The following is a 24,259-nucleotide window of genomic DNA, read 5'->3' as shown; positions in this document are numbered from 1 at the left end:
CGGGGGGTCACAGCATGCCTTGAGGAAGGATGTTCAGAGGTGACTGGATCGGCGTTTGACGTCGCTATCGTCGGCATGTCCTGCAGAGTGCCGGGTGCGGCCGATCTCGACAGTTTCTGGCAACTGCTCAGGGAGGGACGCGCCGAGATCGGCACAGCTCCCCCGGGGCGGGAGAACATCACCGAGCGTGCTGGATTCATCGACACCGCAGGGTATTTCGACGCGGACTTCTTCGGTGTCTCGCCCAACGAGGCGCGGGCGATCGATCCTCAACAGCTGCTGGCGCTGGAATTGAGCTGGGAGGCACTGGAGGACGCCGGCCTGGCCGCCACCGCGCGCGATGCCCGGCGGTGTGGTGTGTTCCTCGGTTCCACCGGAAGCGATTTCGCCGAAATCCTGGCCTCCCAGGGCGGCCCGGGTGTCAGCCGCCACTCGCTGTGGGGCGTCGGACGCGGCATCATCGCCAACCGGATCTCGAACTACTTCGGTTTCAGCGGCCCGAGCATCGTCATCGATAGCGCCCAGGCATCCTCGCTGGTCGCGGTTCATCTGGCCTGTGAGAGCCTGCGCAGCGGCGAGAGCGACGTGGCCCTGGCCGGCGGTCTGAACCTGATTCTCTCGCCGACGAGCGGTGCGCGTATCGAGCAGTTCGGCGCGCAGTCGGCGCTCGGCGCGTGCTACACCCTCGATGCGCGAGCCGACGGGTTCGTGCGCGGCGAGGGCGGCGGCATGGTGGTGCTGAAACCACTGGCGCAGGCGGTCGCCGACGGCGACCGGATTCATGCCGTGATCCGCGGTAGTGCGGTCAACACCGGCAACGAACGCCGGGTGCTGAGCGCCCCGAGCCGGGATGCGCAGGCCGCGGCGATTCGCTCCGCGCTGACCGCGGCAGGTGTCGAGGCGCCGTCGGTGCAGTACGTCGAATTGCACGGGACCGGAACACCCGCCGGTGATCCGGTGGAGGCCGCCGCGCTCGGCGAAACCTACGGGGTGAGCCGCGCGCAGGATGCGCCGCTGGCCGTCGGATCGGTCAAGACGAATATCGGGCATCTGGAAGGTGCTTCCGGTATCGCGGGCCTCATCAAGACCGTGCTCTGTCTGAGCAACCGGGAACTGGTCGCCAGCCTGAACTTCGAGACACCGAATCCGCGAATTCCACTCGAGGACTTGGGTTTACGGGTTGTGACGGGCACCGAGAACTGGCCGGTCGAGGGCGTACGCATCGCAGGCGTGTCGTCGTTCGGTATGGGGGGATCGAATGCCCACGTGATCGTGGAGGAGGCGCCGGTCGTCGGGTCCGCCGCGTCCACGGTGGACGGTGCGGCCGGTGCGGTGCCGTTGGTGGTGTCGGCCCGCACCGAGGACGGCGTGCGTGCGCAAGCGGCCCGGCTACGGGAGTGGCTGCTCCGCCGGTCGGAGCTGGATGAAGTCGACGTGGCGCACTCGCTGCTGACCACGCGAGCCCGAATGGAGTGGAGCGGCAGCGTCGTCGGACGGGATCGAACGGAGCTGCTGGCCGGATTGGCAGCGCTGGCCGATCCGGCCGCGCCCGCTGTGGCGATCGAGCCGGCAACCGCGCGGGCCGAGCAGCGGCGGGTCGCGTTCGTCTTCCCGGGGCAGGGCAGCCAGTGGGAGGGGATGGCGCTCGGGCTGTTGGCTTCGGGTGGCGCGTTCGCGGAGTCGATCACGGAATGTGAAGCGGCGCTGGCGCCGTACGTGGACTGGTCGCTGACGGCGGTGCTGCGTGGCGAAGGTGAGGCGCCCCCGCTGGATCGTGTGGATGTGGTGCAGCCGGCGCTGTTCGCGGTGATGGTCTCGCTGGCCCGGATGTGGCGAGCGGCCGGTGTGGAGCCGGACGTGGTGATCGGCCATTCCCAGGGCGAGATCGCCGCCGCCTACGTTGCCGGTGGACTGTCGCTGTCCGATGCGGCGCGTGTGGTGGCTCTCCGATCGCGGGCGGTCGCCGATGAGCTGGCCGGACAGGGCGGTATGGCCTCGATCGGACTCGGCGCGGATGCGGTCCGGGAACGTTTGTCGGTGTACGGGGATCGGCTGTCGTTGGCGGCGGTGAACGGACCGGCGCAAAGTGTGATAGCCGGTGATGTTTCGGCGATGGAGGACTTCCTCGCCGGCTGCGCCCGTGACGGCGTATGGGCCCGCCGGATTCCGGTGGACTACGCATCGCATTCGAAAGCGGTTGAGCGGCTGCGTGATCGGCTGCTCGAGGAACTGGAGCCGATCCGCCCGCAATCCGGGTCGGTGCCGTTCTTTTCCACCGTATTCGCCGACCGGTTGGATACGGCGGAACTGGATGCCGAGTACTGGTATCGGTCATTGCGGGAACCGGTTCGATTCGCCGATGCCGTTACGGCGCTGATCGACGACGGTATCAACGGGTTCATCGAGGCGAGTCCGCATCCGGTGCTCACGATGGGCATCGGCGTAACCGCCGAGGCGGCCGGTGCGGCCGAGGGCGTGCCTGTTGTCGGATCGTTGCGGCGCGGTGAGGGTGGCCCGGAACGGTTCATGGCGTCGCTGGCACAGGCCCATTGCGCCGGTGTGCAGGTGGATCCGCGCGCGCTGGTCTCCGGTGGGGCGCGGGTCGACCTGCCGCCATACGCGTTCCAGCGCCGCAACTTCTGGGCCGGTGCGCCGGTCGCTTCCGGTGGCCTCACCGTGGTCAGCGACGTTGTTGCGGCGACCGAGGAGCAAGTCTCCGAAGGTATTGAGCCGACCGCGGCGTGGGAGGACAGCCCGCTGGCACGCAAACTGCTGGCGGCTCCCGAATACCAGCGCGACACAGTAGTTCTCGATATCGTTCGTGAGCACGCCGCTGCCGTGTTAGGCCACGAGTCGGCTCGATCGATCCATCCCGATCTACCGTTCACCGAGTTCGGCTTCGACTCCGTCAGCGGGGTGGAGTTGCAGAACCGCCTGATACGCGCCACCGGTGTGCCGCTGCCGAAGACGCTCATCTTCGACCATCCGACCGCGAGTGCGGTTGCGGCGCTGCTACGGTCGCGGATCGCGGGAACCGATACTCGGCAGCGGCGGGCTTCGCGGCGTGCGACCGCGGACGAACCGATCGCCATCGTCGGCATGAGCGCCCGATTCCCGGGCGGTGTGCGCTCCGCCGAGGATCTGTGGGAGCTGGTGGCCGCGGGCCGGGACGCGATCGGCGAGTTCCCCGACGACCGCGGCTGGGACCTGGACCGGCTCTTCGACCCGGACCCCGATAAGCCGGGCAAGGTCTACACCCGCCACGGTGGATTCCTCGGCAGCGCAGGCGATTTCGATCCGGGTTTCTTCGGCATCAGTCCTCGCGAAGCGCTGGCGATGGATCCACAGCAGCGGCTGCTGCTCGAAACAGCCTGGGAAGCCCTGGAAGACGCGGGTATCGACCCGGTGTCGTTGCGGGGCAGCGACACCGGCGTCTTCGCCGGTGCCTGCTCGTCGGGATACTCCGGGCGGGTGACCGGTGACCTGGAGGGATTCCGGCTGACCGGTACCTCGCACAGCGTCATCTCGGGCCGCGTCGCCTACGTGTTCGGCCTGGAAGGGCCCGCGGTGACGGTGGATACGGCGTGCTCGTCGTCGCTGGTGGCGTTGCATCTCGCGTGCCAGGCGCTGCGCCAGGGCGACAGCTCGCTGGCTCTCGCGGGTGGTGTGACCATCGCGGCGAGCCCGTATCTGTACGTGGACTTCTCCCGCCAGCGCGGCCTGTCACCGGACGGTCGCTGCAAGGCGTTCTCCGCCGCCGCCGACGGTGTGGCGTGGTCGGAGGGTTCGGGTGTGCTCGTGCTCGAGCGACTTTCGGATGCGCAGCGGCTCGGCCACAACATCCTGGCCGTCGTTCGCGGTAGCGCGGTGAATCAGGACGGTGCGAGCAATGGCCTGACCGCGCCGAACGGTCCGTCGCAGGAACGGGTGATCGCGCAGGCCCTCGCCAATGCGGGGATCTCGGCGGTCGACGTGGACGCCGTGGAGGCGCACGGGACCGGCACGACTCTCGGCGATCCGATCGAGGCACAGGCATTGATCGCCGCCTACGGACAGGACCGCGGCGATCGCGAACCCTTGCGGATCGGCTCCCTGAAATCGAACATCGGCCACACGGTGGCCGCCGCCGGTGTGGCCGGTGTGATCAAGATGGTGCAGGCGATGCGGCACGAGCGGCTGCCGCGGACGCTGCACGCCGAAACGCCGTCGCCCCACGTGGATTGGGCCGCGGGCGAGGTACGTCTGCTGACCGAAACCGAACCGTGGACCGCGGGCGATCGAGTGCGCCGGGCCGGTGTGTCGTCGTTCGGGATCAGCGGCACCAACGCGCACGTGATCCTCGAAGAATCACCTGCGGCAGCGCTGGGGGCTGCCGAGGGCGACATCGAAGACGATGCGGAGCGACGCGCGGACATCGCTGTGCCGGTCACCCCATTGCTGGTGTCGGGCAAGGGCGAGGCGGGTCTGCGCGCGCAGGCCGCCCGGCTGCGTGCCTGGTTGTCGGAGCGGCCGGAGATCGATGTCGCGGATGCGGCGTATGCACTGGCGACGTCGCGAGCGCAGCTGGACTCGCGCAGTGTGATCCTCGGCAACGATCGGGACGAGCTGCTCGAGCGGTTGGCGAATCTCGCCGAATCGGGAACCGGCGCAGGTGTCATCGCGGGCGACATCGGTTCGGGGACGACGGCATTCTTGTTCACCGGTCAGGGTGCACAGCGGATCGGTATGGGCGCCGGTCTGTCCGAGGCGTTCCCGGTATTCGCGGACGTGTTGGATTCGGTGTGCGCTCAGTTCGATCCGGTGTTGGAGTGCTCGCTGAAGCAACTCATGTTCAGCGGCGCTGCACCTGACGGTAGTGATGCCACGGTTCTGGATCGGACGGAGTTCACCCAGCCTGCATTGTTCGCCTTCGAGGTGGCGCTGTATCGCTTGCTGGAGTCGTTCGGCATCACCCCGGACGTGGTGATCGGCCACTCGATCGGCGAAGTCGCCGCCGCGTACATCGCGGGTCTGTGGTCGCTCGAGGATGCCTGCCGGTTGGTGGCAGCGCGCGGCCGTCTCATGGGAGCGTTGCCTGAGGGCGGAGCGATGCTGGCCATCGCAGCATCCGAAACCGAAGTGAATGATGTCGTCGCGCGGTATCCCGAGCGAGTGTCAATCGCCGCGGTGAACGCGCCTGCGGCCCTGGTGATCTCGGGCGACGAGGACGCGGTCGCCGAAATCGAGGCTCGATTCGTCGAGGGTGGCCGGAAGACGTCGCGGCTGCGGGTCAGCCACGCCTTCCACTCGCATCGGATGGAGCCGATGCTTGCCGAATTCGAGTCTGTCGCAAAGGGCTTGACGTATCACCGGCCACGCCTTCCCGTGGTATCGAACGTTTCCGGCCAGCTTGCCGGGGACGAGATGATGGAAGCCGCCTACTGGGTTCGGCAAGTGCGGGCCGCGGTGCGATTCGCGCCGGGTATCGAGACGTTGATCGACTCCGGTGTGCGCCGCTTCCTGGAAGTGGGGCCCGACGCGGTGCTGGCGGCGCTGACCCGGCAGACCCTGCCGGAGCGCGCGGAGTCGTCGGTTGTGGCCGCGGCTACGCGCCGCGATCACGATGAGCCCCAGCAGTTCTTGACGATGTTGGCGCACGCTCACACGTCCGGCATGCGGGTGGATTGGACGCCACTGTTCGGTCGCCGCGCGATGCAACGAGTTCCCCTGCCCACGTACGCCTTCCAACACCAGCGATTCTGGTTGCCGCCGCGTCCCCAAGCCATCGGCGACGCCCACGGCCACCCATTGCTCACCGGTGTGGTGCCGGTGGCCGGTAAGGACGAGTTCGTTTTCACCGGCCGGTTCTCGCTGCCGACCGACCCGTGGGTCGCCGACCATATGACCTACGGCACCGTGGTGCTGCCGAGTGCGACGCTCGTCGAGTTCCTCCTCGTGGCGGGCAGCAGAATAGGTTGCGGCGTCGTCGAGGAGCTGACCCTGGAGGCTCCGATCCTTCCGTCGGAGGACGACGAGGTCGAACTCCAGGTGTCGGTGCAGGAGCCGGACCGGACCGGGCGACGGCAGTTCAGCTTCTACTTCCGTAAGACAGGTCGCCGAGCGGGCGAATGGGTGCGCAACGCCAGTGGCGTACTGGCCCCCTCCTGGGACGGCGAAGACGCTCTGCTGAACCAGCTGCGCGATGCGGCTTGGCCGCCGGTCGATGCCGAAACCCTCGACACCGCATGGATTCCCGAGCAGATCGCGAAGGGCTCCGGACTCGAATACGGTCCCGCGTTCCTCGGTGTCGACGCCGCATGGCAGCGGGGTGGGACAGTCTTCTCCGAGATCACCTTGAATACCGCGGCCGCGCCGGAACCGGAGCGGTTCGATCTGCATCCCGCTCTGCTCGATCTGGTGATGCACGCCGGTCTGGCAGGGCTCGTCTGGCGCGATCAGGACAGCGATCCGAACACCGGCCGGTTGCTGTTCCGCTGGGGCGGGGCGCGACTGCACCAGCCGTTGGTCAAGGCGACGAAGCTGCGAGTCATCGCCACGGCGACCGGCCCGGAGACGATCTCCGTGGCGACCGTGGACGATTCCGGGCGGCCCGTGGTCTCCGTCGACGCGGTCGTCATGCGGCCCTATGACGTACGGCAGATGCGCGGCACATTGGCCGGGGACGACGCCGATCTCTACGGCGTCCAGTGGACGCCCGCGGAGGCAGCGACACCGAGTGTGTCCGCGGAACGGATGGCCGTCCTCGGTTCGGCGCCGGTCGCCGGAATCGACACCTGCTCGCCGAGCCCATCGGAACTTGCGGCGGCACAAACAATTCCGGATGTCGTGATCTGGCATCCGCAGGACAGCACCGAGGCCGACGATCCGGCGGCCGTGCGCGGCCACCTGGAAACGGTCTTGGCGACGGTCCAGGCCTGGCTGGCCGAAGATCGTCTGGCCGACACTCGGCTCGTCGTGGTGACCACCAAAGGCGTCGCACTGCCGGGCGAGGCGCCGGATCTCGCCGCGGCAGCCGTCTGGGGCCTGATGCGCAGCGCCCAATCCGAATATCCGGGCCGGTTCGTTCTCATCGATGACGATCCGTCGGCCGCTGCGCCCCTGGGCGGTTCGATGCCGATCGGTACGGTGATCGCGGCAGGCGAACCGCAGGTCGCGGTGCGCGCCGGAGCATTGCTCGTGCCCAGACTCGCGAAAGCACGAGCCGAGCAGGATGCCGAGCCGGGGCAGGCCCACCCGTCACCCGACCACCACCCCTCATCGAGTCGCTACGCGACACTGGCCCACCCGACACTGTCATTTGGCGATGGCACCGTACTGATAACCGGTGGCACCGGTGGTCTCGGCGCGCTCGTGGCCCGGCACCTGGTCACCGCACACGGAGTCCGCCGCTTGCTGCTGGTGTCCAGAAGTGGCGAAACGGCTGCTGGTGCAACGGAACTGGTATCCGAGCTGTCGGAAGCTGGGGCCGCCGTCAGGGTGGCGGCCTGCGATGTCGGTGATCGAGCAGCCCTCCGTGCGCTACTGGATTCGATCGAGGCCGATCATCCGCTGACCGGCGTAGTGCATGCGGCGGGCGTCCTCGATGACGGCACCCTCGCAGGCCTGACCGCCGAGCAACTGCGGCGAGTGTTCGACTCGAAGGCCGCGGCCGCATGGCATCTGCACGAGCTCACTCTCGATCGTGACCTGTCGGCCTTCGTGCTCTTCTCGTCCGTTGCGGCAACGATCGGATCGGCGGGGCAGGGCAACTACGCGGCAGCCAACGCGTTCCTCGACGCGCTGGCGCACCGTCGCCGAGCCGAAGGGCTGTCCGCGATTTCGCTGGCGTGGGGGCCCTGGAATTCCGGCGCCGGTATGACCGGCGCTCTGGACCGCAGCGCCGTCGCCCGCTGGGAAAGGCTCGGTCTGCACCCGCTCGGAAACGATGAAGGTCTCCGGCTTTTCGATGCGGCCACCGGCCGCGCCGCCGCGCACCTGGCTGCGATCGGGTTCGACCCGGCGCAGCTGCGGCGCGAAGCGCGCGACGGTGCGGTGCCGGCGGTGCTGCGCGGCTATCTGCCCCGCACCACAGCCCCGACCGCGGCCTCGTCGAGTTCGCTGGGCACACAACTGAGCCGGGTACCAGAGGCCGAACGATCCGCGGTGGTGCTCGAGCTGGTCCGGGAGCACGTGGCAGCCGTCCTGGGGCACGGCGCCGCCGAAGACATCAACCCCGACGCCCGATTCGACGCACTGGGATTCGACTCGCTCGGCGGCGTCGAGTTCCGCAACCGCCTGTCGAAGGCCACCGGCGTCCAGCTGCCGTCCACCCTGGTCTTCGACCACCCCACGGCCGCGGCGGTTGCCACCCTCTTGCACTCCAAGATCGAGGGCACAGCGTCCGGTTCCGCGACGACACGGGTGTCGCGCCGCGTCCGCGTGGACGAGCCCATCGCGATCGTCGGCATGAGCTGCCGATTCCCCGGTGGCGTCCGAACCCCGGAGCAGTTGTGGGATCTGGTGCGATCGGGTACCGATGCCACCACGGAATTCCCCGACGATCGCGGCTGGGATCTCGACCAGCTGATCGACCAGGATCCGGATAGGCCCGGCACGGTCTACAGCCGTGGCGGCGGATTCCTCGACGACGCCGCTGATTTCGACGCCGGATTCTTCGGAATCAGCCCGCGGGAAGCCCTGGCGATGGATCCGCAGCAACGGTTGCTGCTCGAAGCATCATGGGAGGCGCTGGAGGAATCCGGCATCGACCCGATCACGTTGCGCGGCAGCGATACCGGCGTGTTCGCGGGTGCGTGCGCCTCGGGGTATGTCGACCGCGTCACCGGCGACCTCGAGGGGTACCGGCTGACCGGCACCACCCACAGTGTCGTCTCCGGCCGCGTCGCCTACGTGTTCGGCCTCGAGGGACCAGCGGTCACCATCGATACCGCATGCTCGTCGTCGTTGGTGGCCTTGCACTTGGCGTGTCAGGCCTTGCGTCAGGGCGAAACGTCGCTGGCCTTGGCGGGCGGCGTCACCGTGGCCGCAACCCCGTATCTCTCTGTGGATTTCGCGCGGCAACGCGGCCTGTCGCCGGATGGCCGCTGCAAGGCGTTCTCCGCCGCGGCCGACGGTGTGGCCTTCGCCGAGGGCGTGGGCGTCCTGGTCCTGGAGCGGCTGTCGGATGCGCAGCGGCTCGGCCATGACATTCTGGCCGTCGTCCGAGGCAGTGCGGTGAATCAGGACGGTGCGAGCAATGGCCTGACCGCGCCGAACGGTCCGTCGCAGGAGCGAGTGATCGCGCAGGCCCTCGCGAATGCCGGGCTCACACCCGCCGACGTGGATGCGGTGGAAGCGCACGGGACCGGCACTCCGCTGGGGGATCCCATCGAAGCCAACGCGTTGATCGCCGCATACGGGCAGGAGCGTGGGGATCGGGAGCCGCTGCGCATCGGATCGATCAAATCGAATATCGGTCACACCGTCGCGGCGGCCGGTGTCGGTGGCGTGATCAAGATGGTGCAGTCGCTGCGCCACGAAACCCTGCCCCCGACCTTGCACGCGGAAACGGCGTCCCCGCACGTGGATTGGTCGGCCGGCGCGGTGCGCCTGCTCACCCAGCCGGAGCCATGGCGCGCAGGAGGGACGGTTCGCCGCGCCGGTGTGTCCTCGTTCGGAGTCAGCGGCACCAACGCGCACGTGATCATCGAGGAGGCTCCGGCCCAGGCGGTATCGATGCCTGAGCACGGATCGGCCTTGCCGGACATCGATGTCGCTGTGGCGTGGACGATCTCGGCCACATCGGAGGAGGGCCTGCGGGCGCAGGCCGAGCGGTTGCGGGCGTGGTTGGCCGATCGCCCGGAGGTCGACATCTGGTCGGTGGCGCGGTCATTGGTGGACTCGCGGGCATTGCTGGATCGTCGCGGTGTCGTCGTCGGCCGGGATCGGGACGAACTGCTGGCGGGTCTGGCCGATTTGGCGGTGGGTTCGCCGCGCACGATCGAGGGGTCGGCGGGTTCGGGGAAGACGGCGTTTCTGTTCACGGGGCAGGGTGCGCAGCGGATGGGGATGGGTGCGGGGCTGTACGAGGCGTTTCCCGTATTCGCGGCGGCGTTCGACGATGTGTGCGCGCAGGTCGATCCGTTGTTGGGTCGGGCCCACCCATCGAGGAGCGCCGCGCTGTCCTTGAAGGAGCTGATGTTCGCCGACACCGAGGGTGTGTTGGATCGGACCGAATTCACCCAGCCGGCGTTGTTCGCGTTCGAGGTGGCGTTGTTCCGGTTGATCGAATCATTCGGTGTGACACCGGATCTGCTGATCGGGCATTCGATCGGTGAGTTGGCGGCGGCGTATGTGGCGGGGGTGTGGTCGCTCGAGGACGCGTGTGCGCTGGTTGTGGCGCGGGGTCGGTTGATGGGTGCCTTGCCGGAGGGCGGGGCAATGCTCGCGGTCGCGGTGTCGGAGGCCGAGGCGTTGGAGGTGCTGGCCGAGTTCGGCGGCCGGGTGTCGTTGGCGGCGGTGAACAGCCCGTCGTCGGTGGTGTTGTCCGGGGAAGTGTCCGCGATAGACGAGATCGTTGACCGGCTGGTTGCGGATGGAGTGAAGACCTCCCGGCTACGGGTCAGCCACGCGTTCCACTCGGTGTTGATGGAGCCGATGCTCGACGAGTTCCGCGCTGTCGCCGAAGGATTGACGTACCGCGAGCCGTCCTTGCCGATCGTGTCGAACGTTTCGGCGGTCGTGGTCGCTGCCGAGCTGACCGATCCTGCGTACTGGGTCGAGCAGGTACGGGGGTGCGTCCGGTTCGCACCAGGGATCGACGCTCTGGTCGAGGCAGGTGTGCGGCGGTTCGTGGAGATCGGACCGGATGCGGTGCTGGCCGCGATGACTCGGCAATGTCTTGTCGAGACTCCGGCCGTCGAGGCCAAGTCGACGGTGGTTGCGGCCGCCCGGCGCTCGATCGACGAGCCGACTCAGTTCGTGTCCGCGCTGGCACAAGCGTCTGTCGTCGGTGTAGGGGTGGACTGGACGCCGCTGTATGCAGGCCGCCGCACGGATAGGGTGGCGTTGCCCACCTATGCGTTCCAGCGCCGTCGCTACTGGCTCGAGGCCGCTGCCGGCACGGCGGGTGTCGAATCCGTGGGTTTGGGTGCGGTGGACCATCCGTTGCTGGGCGCGATGGTGTCGATGCCCGAGTCCGGTGGCGTGCTGTTGACCGGCCGATTGTCGGTAGCGACACAGCCCTGGCTGGCCGACCATGCGGTGGCCGGGTCGGTGTTGTTGCCGGGCACCGGGTTTGTGGAGCTGGCGTTGCGTGCCGGCGCCGTGACCGGGTGTCCGGTGATCGAGGAATTGACGCTACAGGCGCCACTGCTGCTACCCGCCGCAGGCGGTGTGCAGATCCATGTCATCGTCGGCGGGCCCGAACACGAGTCCCCGCAGCGGCCGATATCGATCTACTCCCGCGATGAACACGACCGCGACGGACAGTGGGTACTGCACGCGCGGGGCCTGCTGACCACCCACGACGACATGACCGAACCCGAACCGGCGGCATGGCCGCCTGCCGCGTCGAGTGGTATCGATGTCGCGGCCGCGTACCCGGAGCTGCTGGCGCGTGGTTACGACTACGGTCCGGCGTTCCAGGGTGTGCGGGCGCTGTGGCGACGCGGTGCGGAGGTGTTCGCCGAGATCGCCGTCGATGTGGACACCGGGGTGCGAGCCGAAGGATTCGGGATCCATCCGGCACTGCTGGATGCTGCCCTGCAGGCGGGACTGCTGGCCGGTGTACTCGAAAGCGGTGCGGGAAAGCCTGATTCACCGTTCACGGTCGCGGCCGGGCGGGTCGTGCTGCCGTTCTCGTGGGAATCGGTGTCGCTGCACGCGGCCGGAGCCTCGGTGCTGCGCGTACGTCTGACCACGACCGGATCGTCGGTGTCGGTGTCGGTAGCCGATGAGCAGGGACAGCCGGTGTTGTCGGGATCGGTGAAGACCCGGCCGATACCACTCGAGCAGCTCGCCGTGGCTGCCGCGGGCGCGGCCGATCCGGTACTGGAACTGGTGTGGTCGCCGACCGCGTCCGAGTCCGCGGTGGTGGCTGTAGCACCTCGAGATGTGGCCGTGGGTCGGTGGGACCTGGATCCGGAGTCGCCGGTACCCCCGGTGGTGGTGGTCGAGGCCGGGTTCGGGTGGGACGAACACACCGGCACCGACGTGGTGACCGCCACCCATTCCGAGGTCGCGCGGATCCTCGAGGTGGTGCAGGCATGGCTGGATCAGGACCGGTTCGCCTCGAGCACCCTGCTGATCGCCACGCGCGGCGCGGTCGCGCTGCCCGATGAAGACCTCACCGACCTTGCCGGCGCCGCGGTGTGGGGTTTGGTGCGCACAGCGCAGACGGAAGATCCGGGCCGAATCGTCTTGGTCGATGCGGACACCGGCATCGATGAGCAACTCGCGGCCACTGTCATGGCCGTCGGCGAACCCCAAGTGGTCGTGCGCGCCGGAGTCACCCACACCGCTCGGCTCACCCGACCCGCGACCGTGGTGCCTTCCGTACCTGGCGATGATGCCTCCGCCTTCGGCACGGGAACGGTGCTGATCACCGGCGGCACAGGTGGTTTGGGTGCGGTGGTGGCCCGCCACGTGGTGGCCGAGCACGGCGTGCGGTCGTTGTTACTGGTGAGCCGCAGCGGTCCGCGGGCCGAGGGCGTGGCACCGCTGTGCGCCGAGTTGGAGCAACTGGGCGCACAGGTTCGGGTGGTGGCCTGCGACGTCACCGACGCCGACGCGGTGGCGGGGCTGCCTGCCGAAGCGCCGGCGCAGTGGCCGTTGACGGGCGTGATCCATGCCGCGGGTGTGCTCGACGACGGGATCATCGCGTCGCTGACCGCACAACGGATGGACGCAGTCCTGGCACCGAAGGTGGATGCCGCCTGGCACCTGCACGAGGCGACCGCGGAGCTGAATCTGGCGGCGTTCGTGGTGTTCTCGTCGGTGTCGGGCACGATCGGCGGACCAGGACAGGCCAACTACGCGGCCGCGAATACCTTCCTCGACGGGCTGGTGGCGCACCGTCGTGCACGAGGGCTGGCCGGTCAATCGCTGGCGTGGGGTCCGTGGGCACGCTCGGGCGGCATGACCGGACACCTGAGTGAGACCGATGTGGCCCGGATGAGCCGGGGCGGATTCACCGCGATGCCGGATGAGCAGGCGTTGGCCGGCTGGAATGCGGTGCTCGACCGAGGCGTGGCACACGCGGTGATCGCCGCGGTGGACACCGCCGCGATTCGTGTCCAGGCCGATGCCGGACTGCTGCCACCGCTGCTGCGGGAACTGGCGCCGAGAGCCGCCCGGCGGCCGGCGGCGACATCGGCGGTGATGTCTGGTCTCCAGCAGCGGCTGGCCGGTCTGGACGCCGATCGACAGCAGCAGGCGGTACTCGATACCGTGCGCACGTACGTCGCGGCCGTGCTCGGGCATGACAGTGCGTCCGCGATCGATCCCGATCGCGCGTTCCAGGACCTGGGCTTCGATTCGCTGAGCGCGGTCGAGCTGCGTAACCGGCTCAAAACCGCCACCGGCCTGTCGCTTTCGGCCGCGGTGGTGTTCGACTACCCGACACCACAGGCGCTGGCCACATACCTCGCCGGCGAGCTCACCGGCGCAGGAGAGGACATCGCGGTCACTGCCGCCAAAGCTGCTGCCGACGAACCTATTGCGATCGTCGGCATGGCTTGCCGGTACCCGGGTGGTGTCAGTTCGCCCGAGGATCTCTGGAATTTGGTCGTAGACGGGATCGACACGACGTCGGAATTCCCCGTGAATCGCGGCTGGGATACCGAACGTATCTACGATCCCACCGGCGAAACACCGCACACCACCTACACGCGTGAGGGTGGATTCCTGCATTCTGCCGGCGAGTTCGATCCCGTCTTCTTCGGCATCAGTCCCAATGAAGCCGCGCTGATGGATCCGCAGCAGTTCCTGTTGCTGGAGACCTCATGGGAGGCATTGGAGCGGGCCGGTGTCGATCCCACCGTGCTGAGTGGCAGTTCGACCGGCGTCTTTACCGGCATGATGTACCACGACTATCCGGTCAATTCGAATTCGGGATCTATCGCGTCCGGTCGAGTCTCTTATGTGTTCGGTCTGGAGGGGCCGTCGGTCACCGTGGATACGGCGTGCTCGTCGTCTTTGGTGGCGATGCATCTGGCTGCGCAGTCGTTGCGGTCGGGTGAGTGTGATCTGGCGTTGGCCGGTGGTGTGGCGGTGATGGCGACGCCGGAGGTCTTTGTCGAGTTCAGTCGGCAGCGGGGGCTTTCGCCGGACGGGCGGAGTAAGTCGTTCGCCGATGCCGCCGATGGTGTGGGCTGGTCCGAGGGTGCCGGTGTGCTGGTGTTGGAGCGGTTGTCCGATGCCCGCCGCAATGGACATGAGGTTCTCGCGGTGATCGCGGGTTCGGCGGTGAACCAGGATGGTGCGTCGAATGGTTTGACCGCGCCGAATGGTCCGTCGCAGCGACGGGTGATCCGCCAAGCATTGGCCAATGCCGGGGTCTCCCCAACCGAGGTCGACGCGGTGGAAGCCCACGGCACCGGTACCACCTTGGGTGATCCGATCGAGGCGCAGGCGCTGCTTGCTACCTACGGGCAGGACCGTGATGCGGATCGTCCGTTGTGGTTGGGGTCGTTGAAGTCCAATATCGGTCACACTCAGGCGGCGGCGGGTGTCGGCGGTGTGATCAAGATGGTGATGGCGATGCGGCACGGGCTGCTGCCGCAGACCCTGCACGTCGATCAGCCCTCCACGAAGGTCGATTGGTCCGAAGGCCATATCCGGTTGCTGACCGAGCAGGTGGCGTGGCCGGTGGTGGATCGGCCGCGTCGTGCCGGTGTGTCCTCGTTCGGTATCAGCGGAACCAACGCTCACCTCATCCTGGAACAGGCGTCGGTGGTGGAGCCCGCTCCGGTGCCGGTTGTGCGGACCGTCCCGGCTGTGCTGCCGTGGGTGGTTTCGGCACGCGGTCGCGAGGCGCTAGCCGATCAAGCCGATCGTTTGACATCGCATGTGGGCGAACATGATCCGCTCGACATCGGCTTCTCGCTGGCGTCGGCGCGCAGTGTGTTCGAGCATCGCGGGGTCGTCGTGGCCGAGGGTCGTGATGGTCTGCTCGTGGGTATGCGGGCATTGGCTGCTGGCGTGCAGGCTCCTGGCGTCGTGACCGGTCGTGTGGTGCCGGGTTCGACGGGTGTGGTGTTTTCGGGTCAGGGTGCGCAGTGGGCTGGCATGGCCGCCGCGCTCCATGGTGCGTATCCGGTGTTCGCCGAGCATTTCGACGCGATCGTCGCTGAACTGGATCCGCTACTGGGGCAGACTGTTTCGCTGAGTGCTGCTTTGGTGAGCGATGACCTGATCGACCAGACCGTGTTCGCGCAGGCGGGTTTGTTCGCGTTCGAGGTGGCGTTGTTCCGGCTGCTCGAATCCTGGGGCGTGCGTGCGGATGTTGTGGCCGGTCATTCGATCGGTGAGGTGGCTGCCGCGCATGTGGCGGGTGTGTTGTCGCTGTCGGATGCGTGTGTGCTCGTGGCGGCGCGTGGCCGGTTGATGTGGGCGCTGCCCGCGGGCGGGGCGATGATTGCCGTCGGTGCGTCCGAGGCCGACGTACTACCGATGCTGGCCGGTGAGGTGTCGATCGCTGCGGTGAACGGTCCGTCGTCGGTGGTGCTCTCCGGTGTCGAGAACGATGTCGTGGCTGTCGCCGATCGGTGCGCCGAACAGGGTTGGCGTATACACAGGTTGCGGGTGTCGCACGCGTTCCATTCAGCGTTGATGGAGCCGATGCTCGCCGAATTCGCCACGGCGATCGAGAATGTGGCGTTCAGGCGCCCGAGCATCCCGTTGGTGTCGACGGTGACCGGTGCCAGGGTCGAGCACGAGATGTCGGATCCGTCGTATTGGGTCGGTCAGGTCCGGGACACGGTGCGGTTCGCCGATGCGGTCGCCGCAATGGCGGCCATGGGTGTATCCAGGTTCGCCGAGGTCGGGCCCGACGCTGTCCTGACCCCGATGGTCGCCCAAACGCTCAGTGACGCGACGGCAGTCGCTGTGACGAGGCGTGGCCACGAAGATGCCTCAACCGTATTGAATGCGGTGGCCGGGTTGTTCGTGGCAGGTGCCGAGGTGGACTGGGCCGGTCTCTACGCCGGTGCCGGAGCTCGGCGAATCGACCTGCCCACCTACGCCTTCCAACACGAGCGGTTCTGGCTCGACGCCAAGCAGATGTTGGCCCAGTCGTGGCTCGGTGCCGAACTCGGCGGAATCACCGCCGTCGGGCTCGATACGGTGGACCATCCCTTGCTCGGTGCCGTTGTGCCGCACCCGGAGTCGGGTGGAGTGAGCTTCACCGGCCGGTGGTCGCTGGACTCCGTCGAATGGCTGGCCGACCACAGTGTGCACGGAGTCGTGTTGCTGCCGGGTACCGGATTCGTCGAGCTGGCCGGTTATGTCGGCGGTCTGTTGGGCTGCCCGGTGGTGGACGAGCTCGTCCTGCACACCGCGTTGACGTTGCCCGCCGAAGGCAGTGTCGCGGTACAGGTCGTGGTGGCCGCTGCCGACGAGGCCGGTCGCCGACGACTGACCGTCCATTCTCGACAGGCTGCAGAGGGTCCTTGGTCGCTCCACGCCGAGGGCGTGCTCGCCCCGGGTGACGTCGTGGCTGATTTCGATCTGACTTCGTGGCCTCCGGTGGGCGCGCAGCCGTTGGACGTCGACGGAGCCTATGACGAGTTGCTCGAACTCGGGTACGGGTATGGCCCGTTCTTCCAGGGTCTGCGGGCGGCTTGGCGGCGCGGCGATGAATTGTTCGCCGAGGTCGCGCTGCCGGATCCGCAGGATGCCAAGGGTTTCGGAATCCATCCCGCATTATTCGACGCGGCCTTGCACACCGAGATCATTCATGGTCGTCGCAGCGGAAATGATTCCGCGGTGCTGCCTTTCGCCTGGAACCGTGTGGTCGTGCACTCGGCCGGTGCCGCCGTCGTGCGGGTACACAGCATCCCCGAAGGCGACGACTTCGCCGTGCAGATAGCCGATGACCAGGGCCGGCCGGTGCTGTCGGTGGGCGCTCTGGTGGCTCGGCCGGTGTCGGCCGAACGCCTGGGCGCGGGCCGGGTGCCGGAGGCCCTCTTCGGCGTGGAATGGGTCACCGTTGCGCCGTCGTCGGCGGTGAGTGTCGACCCGGGCCGCGTGGCGGTCCTCGGTTCCGGGCCGAACAGCGGTGACCAGAGTTCCGATGGAGTTCGGCGCTATCGTGATCTCGCGGCGTTGATCACCGATCTGGATGCGGCCGAGGAGTCGGCTGCTCCTGACATCGTGCTGCTCGAGTGCCCGCTCCAAGACGGTCCGCCGACAGCGGCGGCCCGGCAGGTCGTGACCTCTGTTCTCGACACCGTCCAGGGCTGGATGGCCGAAACCCGTTTCGCCGCCTCCCGTTTGGTTGTGTCGACCAGGCAAGCGGTGGCCGTTGCCGATTCCGAGCAGGTGCGTCTGGATCAAGCGCCGGTGTGGGGGCTGCTGCGTGCCGCGCAGGCCGAGCACCCGGGTCGGTTCCAGCTTGTAGATCTGGATCAGGACGGTGACCTGTTCGCTGTCGCGACCGCACTGGCAGCCGCTGCTGGGGAACCGGAGGCCGCGCTACGCGGCACGACCCTGCTTGTGCCGCGTTTGGCCCGCCACGCACCGGGCACGATCGCTCGGCTGACAGAGCCGGGCACCGTGCTGGTAACCGGTGGTACCGGTGGTCTGGGTGCTGTGATCGCTCGGCATCTGGTGACCGAACATGGTGTGGGACATCTGCTTTTGACGTCTCGGCGTGGCCTGGACGCTCCGGGTGCCGCTGAGTTGCGTGACGAGTTGATCGAGCTCGGCGCCGAGGTCACCATTGCCGCGTGTGATGTGTCCGATCGGTCCGCGCTGGCCGCGCTGCTGGACGGCATCTCCGACGAGCATCCGCTGGTGGGTGTGGTGCACGCGGCGGGAACTGCCGACAACGGTGTGATCGAGTCGATGACGGCGGACCGGATCGGGTATGTGTTCCGGCCCAAGGTCGATGCCGCGTGGCATCTGCACGAGCTCACGCGTGATCGGTCGCTGTCGCTGTTCGTGCTGTTGTCCTCGGCGGGTGGGTTGGTGCTGGCCGCGGGCCAAGCCAATTACGCAGCGGCGAATGTCTTCCTGGATGCCCTTGCGGCGCATCGTCACAGGTTGGGGCTACCTGCGACCTCCCTCGATTACGGCATGTGGGCGCGGTCGAGCGGGCTCGGTATCGAGCTGTCCGAGGACGATTTCGATCGGATGCGCAGGCAGGGCTTCCCGCCGCTGACCGAGGCCGAGGGTCTGGCATTGTTCGATGCGGCGATCGCCGCCGATACCGCTCAGCTGGTAGCACTGCGGGTCGACCCCGCAGTGCTTCGAACACGGGGCGAGCAGATCCCGGCTCTCGTCCGCGCGATCGCACCGGCACCTGTGCGCCGCCATAGCCGGACCCCGGCGGGTCAGGCGTTTCTGCAGACGCTGGCAGGCCTGTCGGATTCCGACCGCGACAGTGCTCTGGTCGATCTCGTCCGGTCGGTTGCCGCAGGCATCCTCGGACACGCCTCCCTCGATTTCGTCGAACCCCAGCAGGCTTTCCAGCAGCTCGGGTTCGACTCGTTGAGCGCCGTCGAGTTCCGCAACAAGCTCAACACCGCGACCGGTCTGCAACTCCCGGCCACGCTCATCTTCGACTACCCCAATCCACAAGTCGTGGCAGAGTTCATCGGTACGCAACTCACCGGAACCGAAGCTGTCGAAGAGCGCGCGGTCAGTCGGGTTCGAGCCGACGACGAGCCGATCGCTGTGGTCGCGATGGCCTGCCGTTATCCAGGTGGGGTCGCCTCGCCGGAGGACCTGTGGAATCTGGTCGTGTCGGGCATCGATACCACCGGGGAGATGCCGGTGGATCGAGGCTGGGACATCGAGGGCATCTACGATCCCGAACCCGGTAAGGCGGGCAAGACCTATACGCGCAGTGGTGGGTTCTTGTACTCCGCAGCCGAATTCGACGCGGACTTCTTCGGAATCAGCCCCAACGAGGCCACGGTGATGGATCCCCAGCAGCGGTTGCTGTTGGAGGTCTCGTGGGAGGCGTTGGAACGGGCCGGTATGGATCCGGCGGTGCTGCGGGGCAGTTCGACCGGCGTGTTCACCGGTCTGATGTACCACGACTACGCCCAGGCAACCGGAACCGGTAGCGGTGCCGCAGGCAGTTTGGTCTCGGGTCGTGTGTCGTATGTCTTCGGTCTGGAAGGGCCGTCGGTCACCGTGGATACGGCGTGCTCGTCGTCGCTGGTGGCTCTGCATTTGGCCGGGCAGTCGTTGCGGTCGGGCGAGTGTGATCTGGCGTTGGCCGGTGGTGTGGCAGTCATGGCGACACCGGATATGTTCCTCGAGTTCGGTCGTCAGCGGGGGTTGTCGCCGGATGGGCGGTGTAAGTCGTTCGCCGATGGCGCCGATGGTGTCGGATGGTCCGAAGGCGCCGGTGTACTGGTGTTGGAGAGGTTGTCCGACGCGCGCCGCAATGGTCATCAGGTGTTGGCGGTGCTTGCTGGTTCGGCGGTGAATCAGGATGGTGCGTCGAATGGTTTGACCGCGCCGAACGGTCCCTCGCAGCGGCGAGTGATCCGCCAAGCACTGGCGAATGCCGGAGTGTCCCCGGTCGAGGTCGATGCTGTGGAAGCCCATGGCACCGGCACCACGTTGGGTGATCCGATCGAAGCCCAGGCATTGCTGGCTACCTACGGGCAGGATCGTGACCCGGATCGTCCGTTGTGGTTGGGATCGTTGAAGTCCAACATCGGTCACGCGCAAGCCGCGGCGGGTGTGGGTGGTGTGATCAAGATGGTGATGGCGATGCGGCATGGTGTGCTGCCCCAGACCCTGCACGTCGATCAGCCGAGTACCAAGGTCGATTGGTCCGAGGGCCACGTTCGGTTGTTGACCGAGTCGGTGGCGTGGCCGGTGGTGGATCGGCCGCGTCGTGCCGGTGTGTCCTCGTTCGGTATCAGTGGCACGAATGCGCACGTCATCGTGGAACAGGCTCCGCCGGTGATGGATTCGGCGCCGGTGCTGGGATCGGTGCCTGCGGTCGGTACCGGCTCGGCTGGTGGAGTGCTGCCGTGGGTGCTCTCGGCACGTAGTGGCGAGGCTCTCGCGAGTCAAGCCGCCCGCCTGGCGTCGTATGTCGACGACCACGATCCGATCGATGTGGGTTACTCGTTGGCGTCGACGCGTGGTGTCTTCGAGCATCGTGCTGTTGTCATGGCCGATGACCGCGGCGGTCTGCTCGCCGGAGTGCGGGCGCTGGCTTCCGACGTGCAGGCGCCCGGTGTGGTGACCGGTCGTGTGGTGTCGGGTTCGACTGGTGTGGTGTTTTCGGGTCAGGGTGCGCAGTGGGCGGGGATGTCCGCCGAGCTGCGCGGAGCGTATCCGGTGTTCGCCGAGCATTTCGATGCGATCGTTGCCCAGCTGGATCCGCTGTTGGGGCAGTCGGTTTCGCTGGGTGAGGCGCTGTCGAGCGATGACCTGGTCGATGCGACGGTGTTCGCGCAGGCGGGGTTGTTCGCGTTCGAGGTGGCATTGTTCCGGCTGCTCGAGTCGTGGGGAGTCCGGGCGGATGTGGTGGCCGGTCACTCGATCGGCGAGATCGCGGCCGCGCATGTGGCCGGGGTGATGTCGGTTGGGGATGCGTGTGTGTTGGTGGCGGCGCGTGGCCGGTTGATGCAGGCGCTGCCGACGGGTGGGGCGATGGTCGCTGTGGGTGCCTCGGAAGCCGAGGTCGCCGAGGTGCTGGCGTTGCTGGGAGGTGTCGAAGCCCAGCCCGAGGTGTCGATCGCGGCGGTCAATGGTCCGTCGTCGGTGGTGCTCTCCGGTGTCGAGGCCGATGTCGCTGCTGTGGTCGATCGTTGTGTCGAGCGTGGTTGGCGGACGCATCGGTTGCGTGTTTCGCATGCGTTCCATTCGGCGCTGATGGAGCCGATGCTGGCTGAGTTCGCCTCGGTGGTGCAGGGTTTGGCGTTCAGTCGGCCCGGCATTCCGCTGGTGTCCACGGTGACTGGCGCCCGGGTCGGTGCCGAGATGTCGGATCCGTCGTATTGGGTCGGTCAGGTCCGGGACACGGTGCGATTCGCTGATGCGGTCGCCGTGATGGCGGGCATGGGTGTGACCCGGTTCGTCGAGGTCGGGCCCGATGCGGTGCTGACCCCGATGATCGCTCGAACTCTCGACACCGCAACCACAATCGCTCTGACCAAGCGCAACAACGCGGATCCCTCGACCCTGCTGACGGGTCTCGCCCGGTTGCACGTCGCAGGTTCCACGGTGGATTGGGCCGGTCTGTACGCCGGTTCCGGAGGCCGGCGAATCGACTTGCCCACCTATGCCTTCCAGCGTCGACGCTATTGGATGGCCGAAGGGTTCGCCGGCGGCAGTGACGCTCGGGCGATGGGTCTGGTGGCGACCGGACATCCCCTGGTTTCGGCGGTGATATCGCAACCGGACTCCGACGCGGTGACCCTCACCGGCCGCCTGTCGGCGCAGACGTACCCATGGCTGGCCGATCACAGGGTGATGGACACCGTGCTGTTCCCCGGCACAGGTCTCGTCGAACTTGCCCTGCACGCGGCGGAGCAGGTCGGCTGCTCGACCCTGGAGGAGCTGGTCCTACAGGCCCCACTGGTGCTGTCGGAGTCCGGCGGGCTCGCGCTGCGCATTGTGGTCGGCGACCAGGACCCGACGGGCCGTCGCGCGGTGCGGATCTTCTCCTGCCCTGATGATGTCGCTTCGGCGTCGTCGTGGACGTTGAACGCCGAAGGTGTCCTTGCCCCGGGCGAGGTGGCGGCCGAAGCCGATCTCACCGCCTGGCCTCCGGTTGGTGCGCAGCCGTTGCCGATCGACGGTGTGTACGACGAGCTGCTCGATGCCGGGTATGGGTATGGCCCGTTCTTCCAGGGTTTGCAGGCGGCTTGGCAGCGTGGCGACGAGCTGTTCGCCGAGGTCGCGCTGCCCGATCCGCGGGATGCCGAGGGTTTCGGGATCCACCCTGCGCTGTTCGACTCCGCCTTGCACGCACTGCTCATCGCCCGGCACTCGCCCGCGGAGGGAAGTGGGCTCGCGCTGCCGTTCGAGTGGTCCGGTATCACCGTGCACGCGGCCGGTGCCAACGCCTTGCGTGTTCGGCTCACCCGCGTCGGTGAGCACGGCGCCGCTCTGGATCTGGCGGATCCGTCGGGCGCTCCGGTCGCCACGGTGCGGCACCTGGCTTCCCGGCCCATCGATCCCGCACAGCTCACGGCCGGTGCGTCCGCTGTCGGTAATGCGATGTTCCAGGTTGGTTGGACACCGATCTCGGTGTCCGATGCCGAGGTCAGCGCAGTGTCGTGGGCGGATCTCGGCGACGAGGTCCCGGCGGCGGTGATATTGGAGTGCCCGACGGGCAACGATCCCGCCGCCGTTCGTGCCGCGACTCACGATGTGCTGCAAGCGCTTCAGTCCTGGATTGCCGATCAGCGGTCCGGTGAGTCGGTGCTGGTGGTTCGGACCAGTGGTGCGGTATCGGTTGCCGGGGAGAACATTACGAATCTGGCCGGTGCTGCCGTGGGTGGTCTGGTTCGTTCCGCGCAGGCGGAGAGCCTCGGCCGGATCATGTTGGTGGACACCGATTCCGACATCGACGGGCTGCTCGGCGGGATTCTGGCCGCGGAGGAACCGCAGGTGGCCGTGCGCGGCGGACAGGTACACGGTGCGCGACTCACCCGAGCGGCCGCCACTCAGGCGACCGCTTCGGCTCCGAGCTCCACTTTCGGTCCGGACGAGACGGTGCTGATCACCGGTGCCAGCGGCTTCCTCGGTGGATTGTTCGCCCGGCATCTGGTCAACGCCCTGGGTGTCCGTCACCTGCTGTTGCTGAGCCGCCGTGGTGAATCCGCTCCCGGCGCTGCTGAGCTGCGGGCGGAGTTGCAGGGTCTCGGTGCCGAAGTCGAGTTCGCCGCCTGCGATGTCGCCGACCGTGGGGCGCTTGCCGAGGTGTTGGCGGACGTTCCCGCGGGCCGTCCGCTCACCGGTGTGTTCCATACGGCCGGTGTGCTCGACGATGGCGCCATCGCTTCGCTGACCGCGGATCGGATGGATGTGGTTTTGCGGCCCAAGGTCGATGCCGCTCTGCACCTGCACGAATTGACCGCCGATCTGCCGCTGAAAGCGTTCGTGCTGTTCAGCTCGGCGGCCGGAGCATTCGGCAGCCCTGGTCAGGGCAACTACGCCGCGGCCAACGCCTGCCTGGACGCACTTGCGGCACACCGCAGGGCATCCGGGCGCTCCGGCCGGTCGCTGGCGTGGGGTCTGTGGAGCATGGATGGCGGGATGGGCGCGGAGCTCAGCGACGTCGATCGGCACCGCATGTCTCGTACGGGCATGCTGCCGTTGTCGGAGGAGCAGGGCTTGGCGCTGTTCCATGCCGCTACCGACATCGGCACGGCGGCTCCCATTCTCGCCCGTCTCGATCTGGGGAGTCTCCGCAGCACGGGGTTCGCCGCGACCTTGTTGTCCGGCCTGGTGCCAGCGCGCCGCGCAACAGCCTCGGGCGCACCCACGGCGCTTCGCGCCCGTTTGGCGAACACACCCGACAGCGAACGCCTCGGTGTGCTCGTCGAAATCGTGCGCGGTCAGGTCGCGGCAGTGCTGGGTCATCAGAATGCGAATGCGATTGCGGCGGACAGGGCCTTCAACGAATTGGGCTTCGATTCGATCACCGCTATCGAATTCCGCAACGCTCTCAAATCCGTGACGGGTCTGCGGTTGCCCGCGACTCTGGTGTTCGACTACCCGTCACCGGAGGCTTTGGCCAAATATCTGGCCGACGAGTTCACCGACCACCGCAACACCGGCCGGTCGACGGATTCGTCGGAAAACGATATTCGCCGAGCCCTGCAAACGATCCCCGTCGCCCGTCTCCGCGACGCGGGCCTGCTGGATGCACTCATGCAGCTCGCACATGGACAGGAAAGCCACAGCGAGATCGATCAGAACATCTCGGATGAATCGATCGACGAGCTCGATATCGATGACTTGATCGATATGGCTTACAACAACTCATCAGAGGACTGACGGCGATGTGCGCGGCACGGGTGGAAAGCCCGTGCCGCGATCACCCGTAATGCATCGGAATTCTGTCTCGTAGACGAGA

1 protein-coding gene is annotated in these 24,259 nt (G+C 67.4%); it reads left to right on the top strand.

From position 1 onward, the window contains the following. The first annotated feature begins 39 nt into the window (after nt 1-39). Nucleotides 40-24,180 carry a type I polyketide synthase gene (locus NL1_RS39295; RefSeq protein ID WP_281180783.1) on the top strand — a complete coding sequence of 8,047 codons (24,141 nt, stop codon included), beginning with the start codon at nt 40-42 and terminating at the stop codon, nt 24,178-24,180. Nucleotides 24,181-24,259: the final 79 nt, after the last annotated feature.

Origin of the sequence: Nocardia lijiangensis NBRC 108240, from assembly GCF_001613045.1 — a bacterium.
Lineage (GTDB): Bacteria > Actinomycetota > Actinomycetes > Mycobacteriales > Mycobacteriaceae > Nocardia > Nocardia lijiangensis.
The sequence above is the reverse complement of the archived record's forward strand: the minus strand, read 5'-3'. Positions and strand labels throughout refer to the sequence as shown.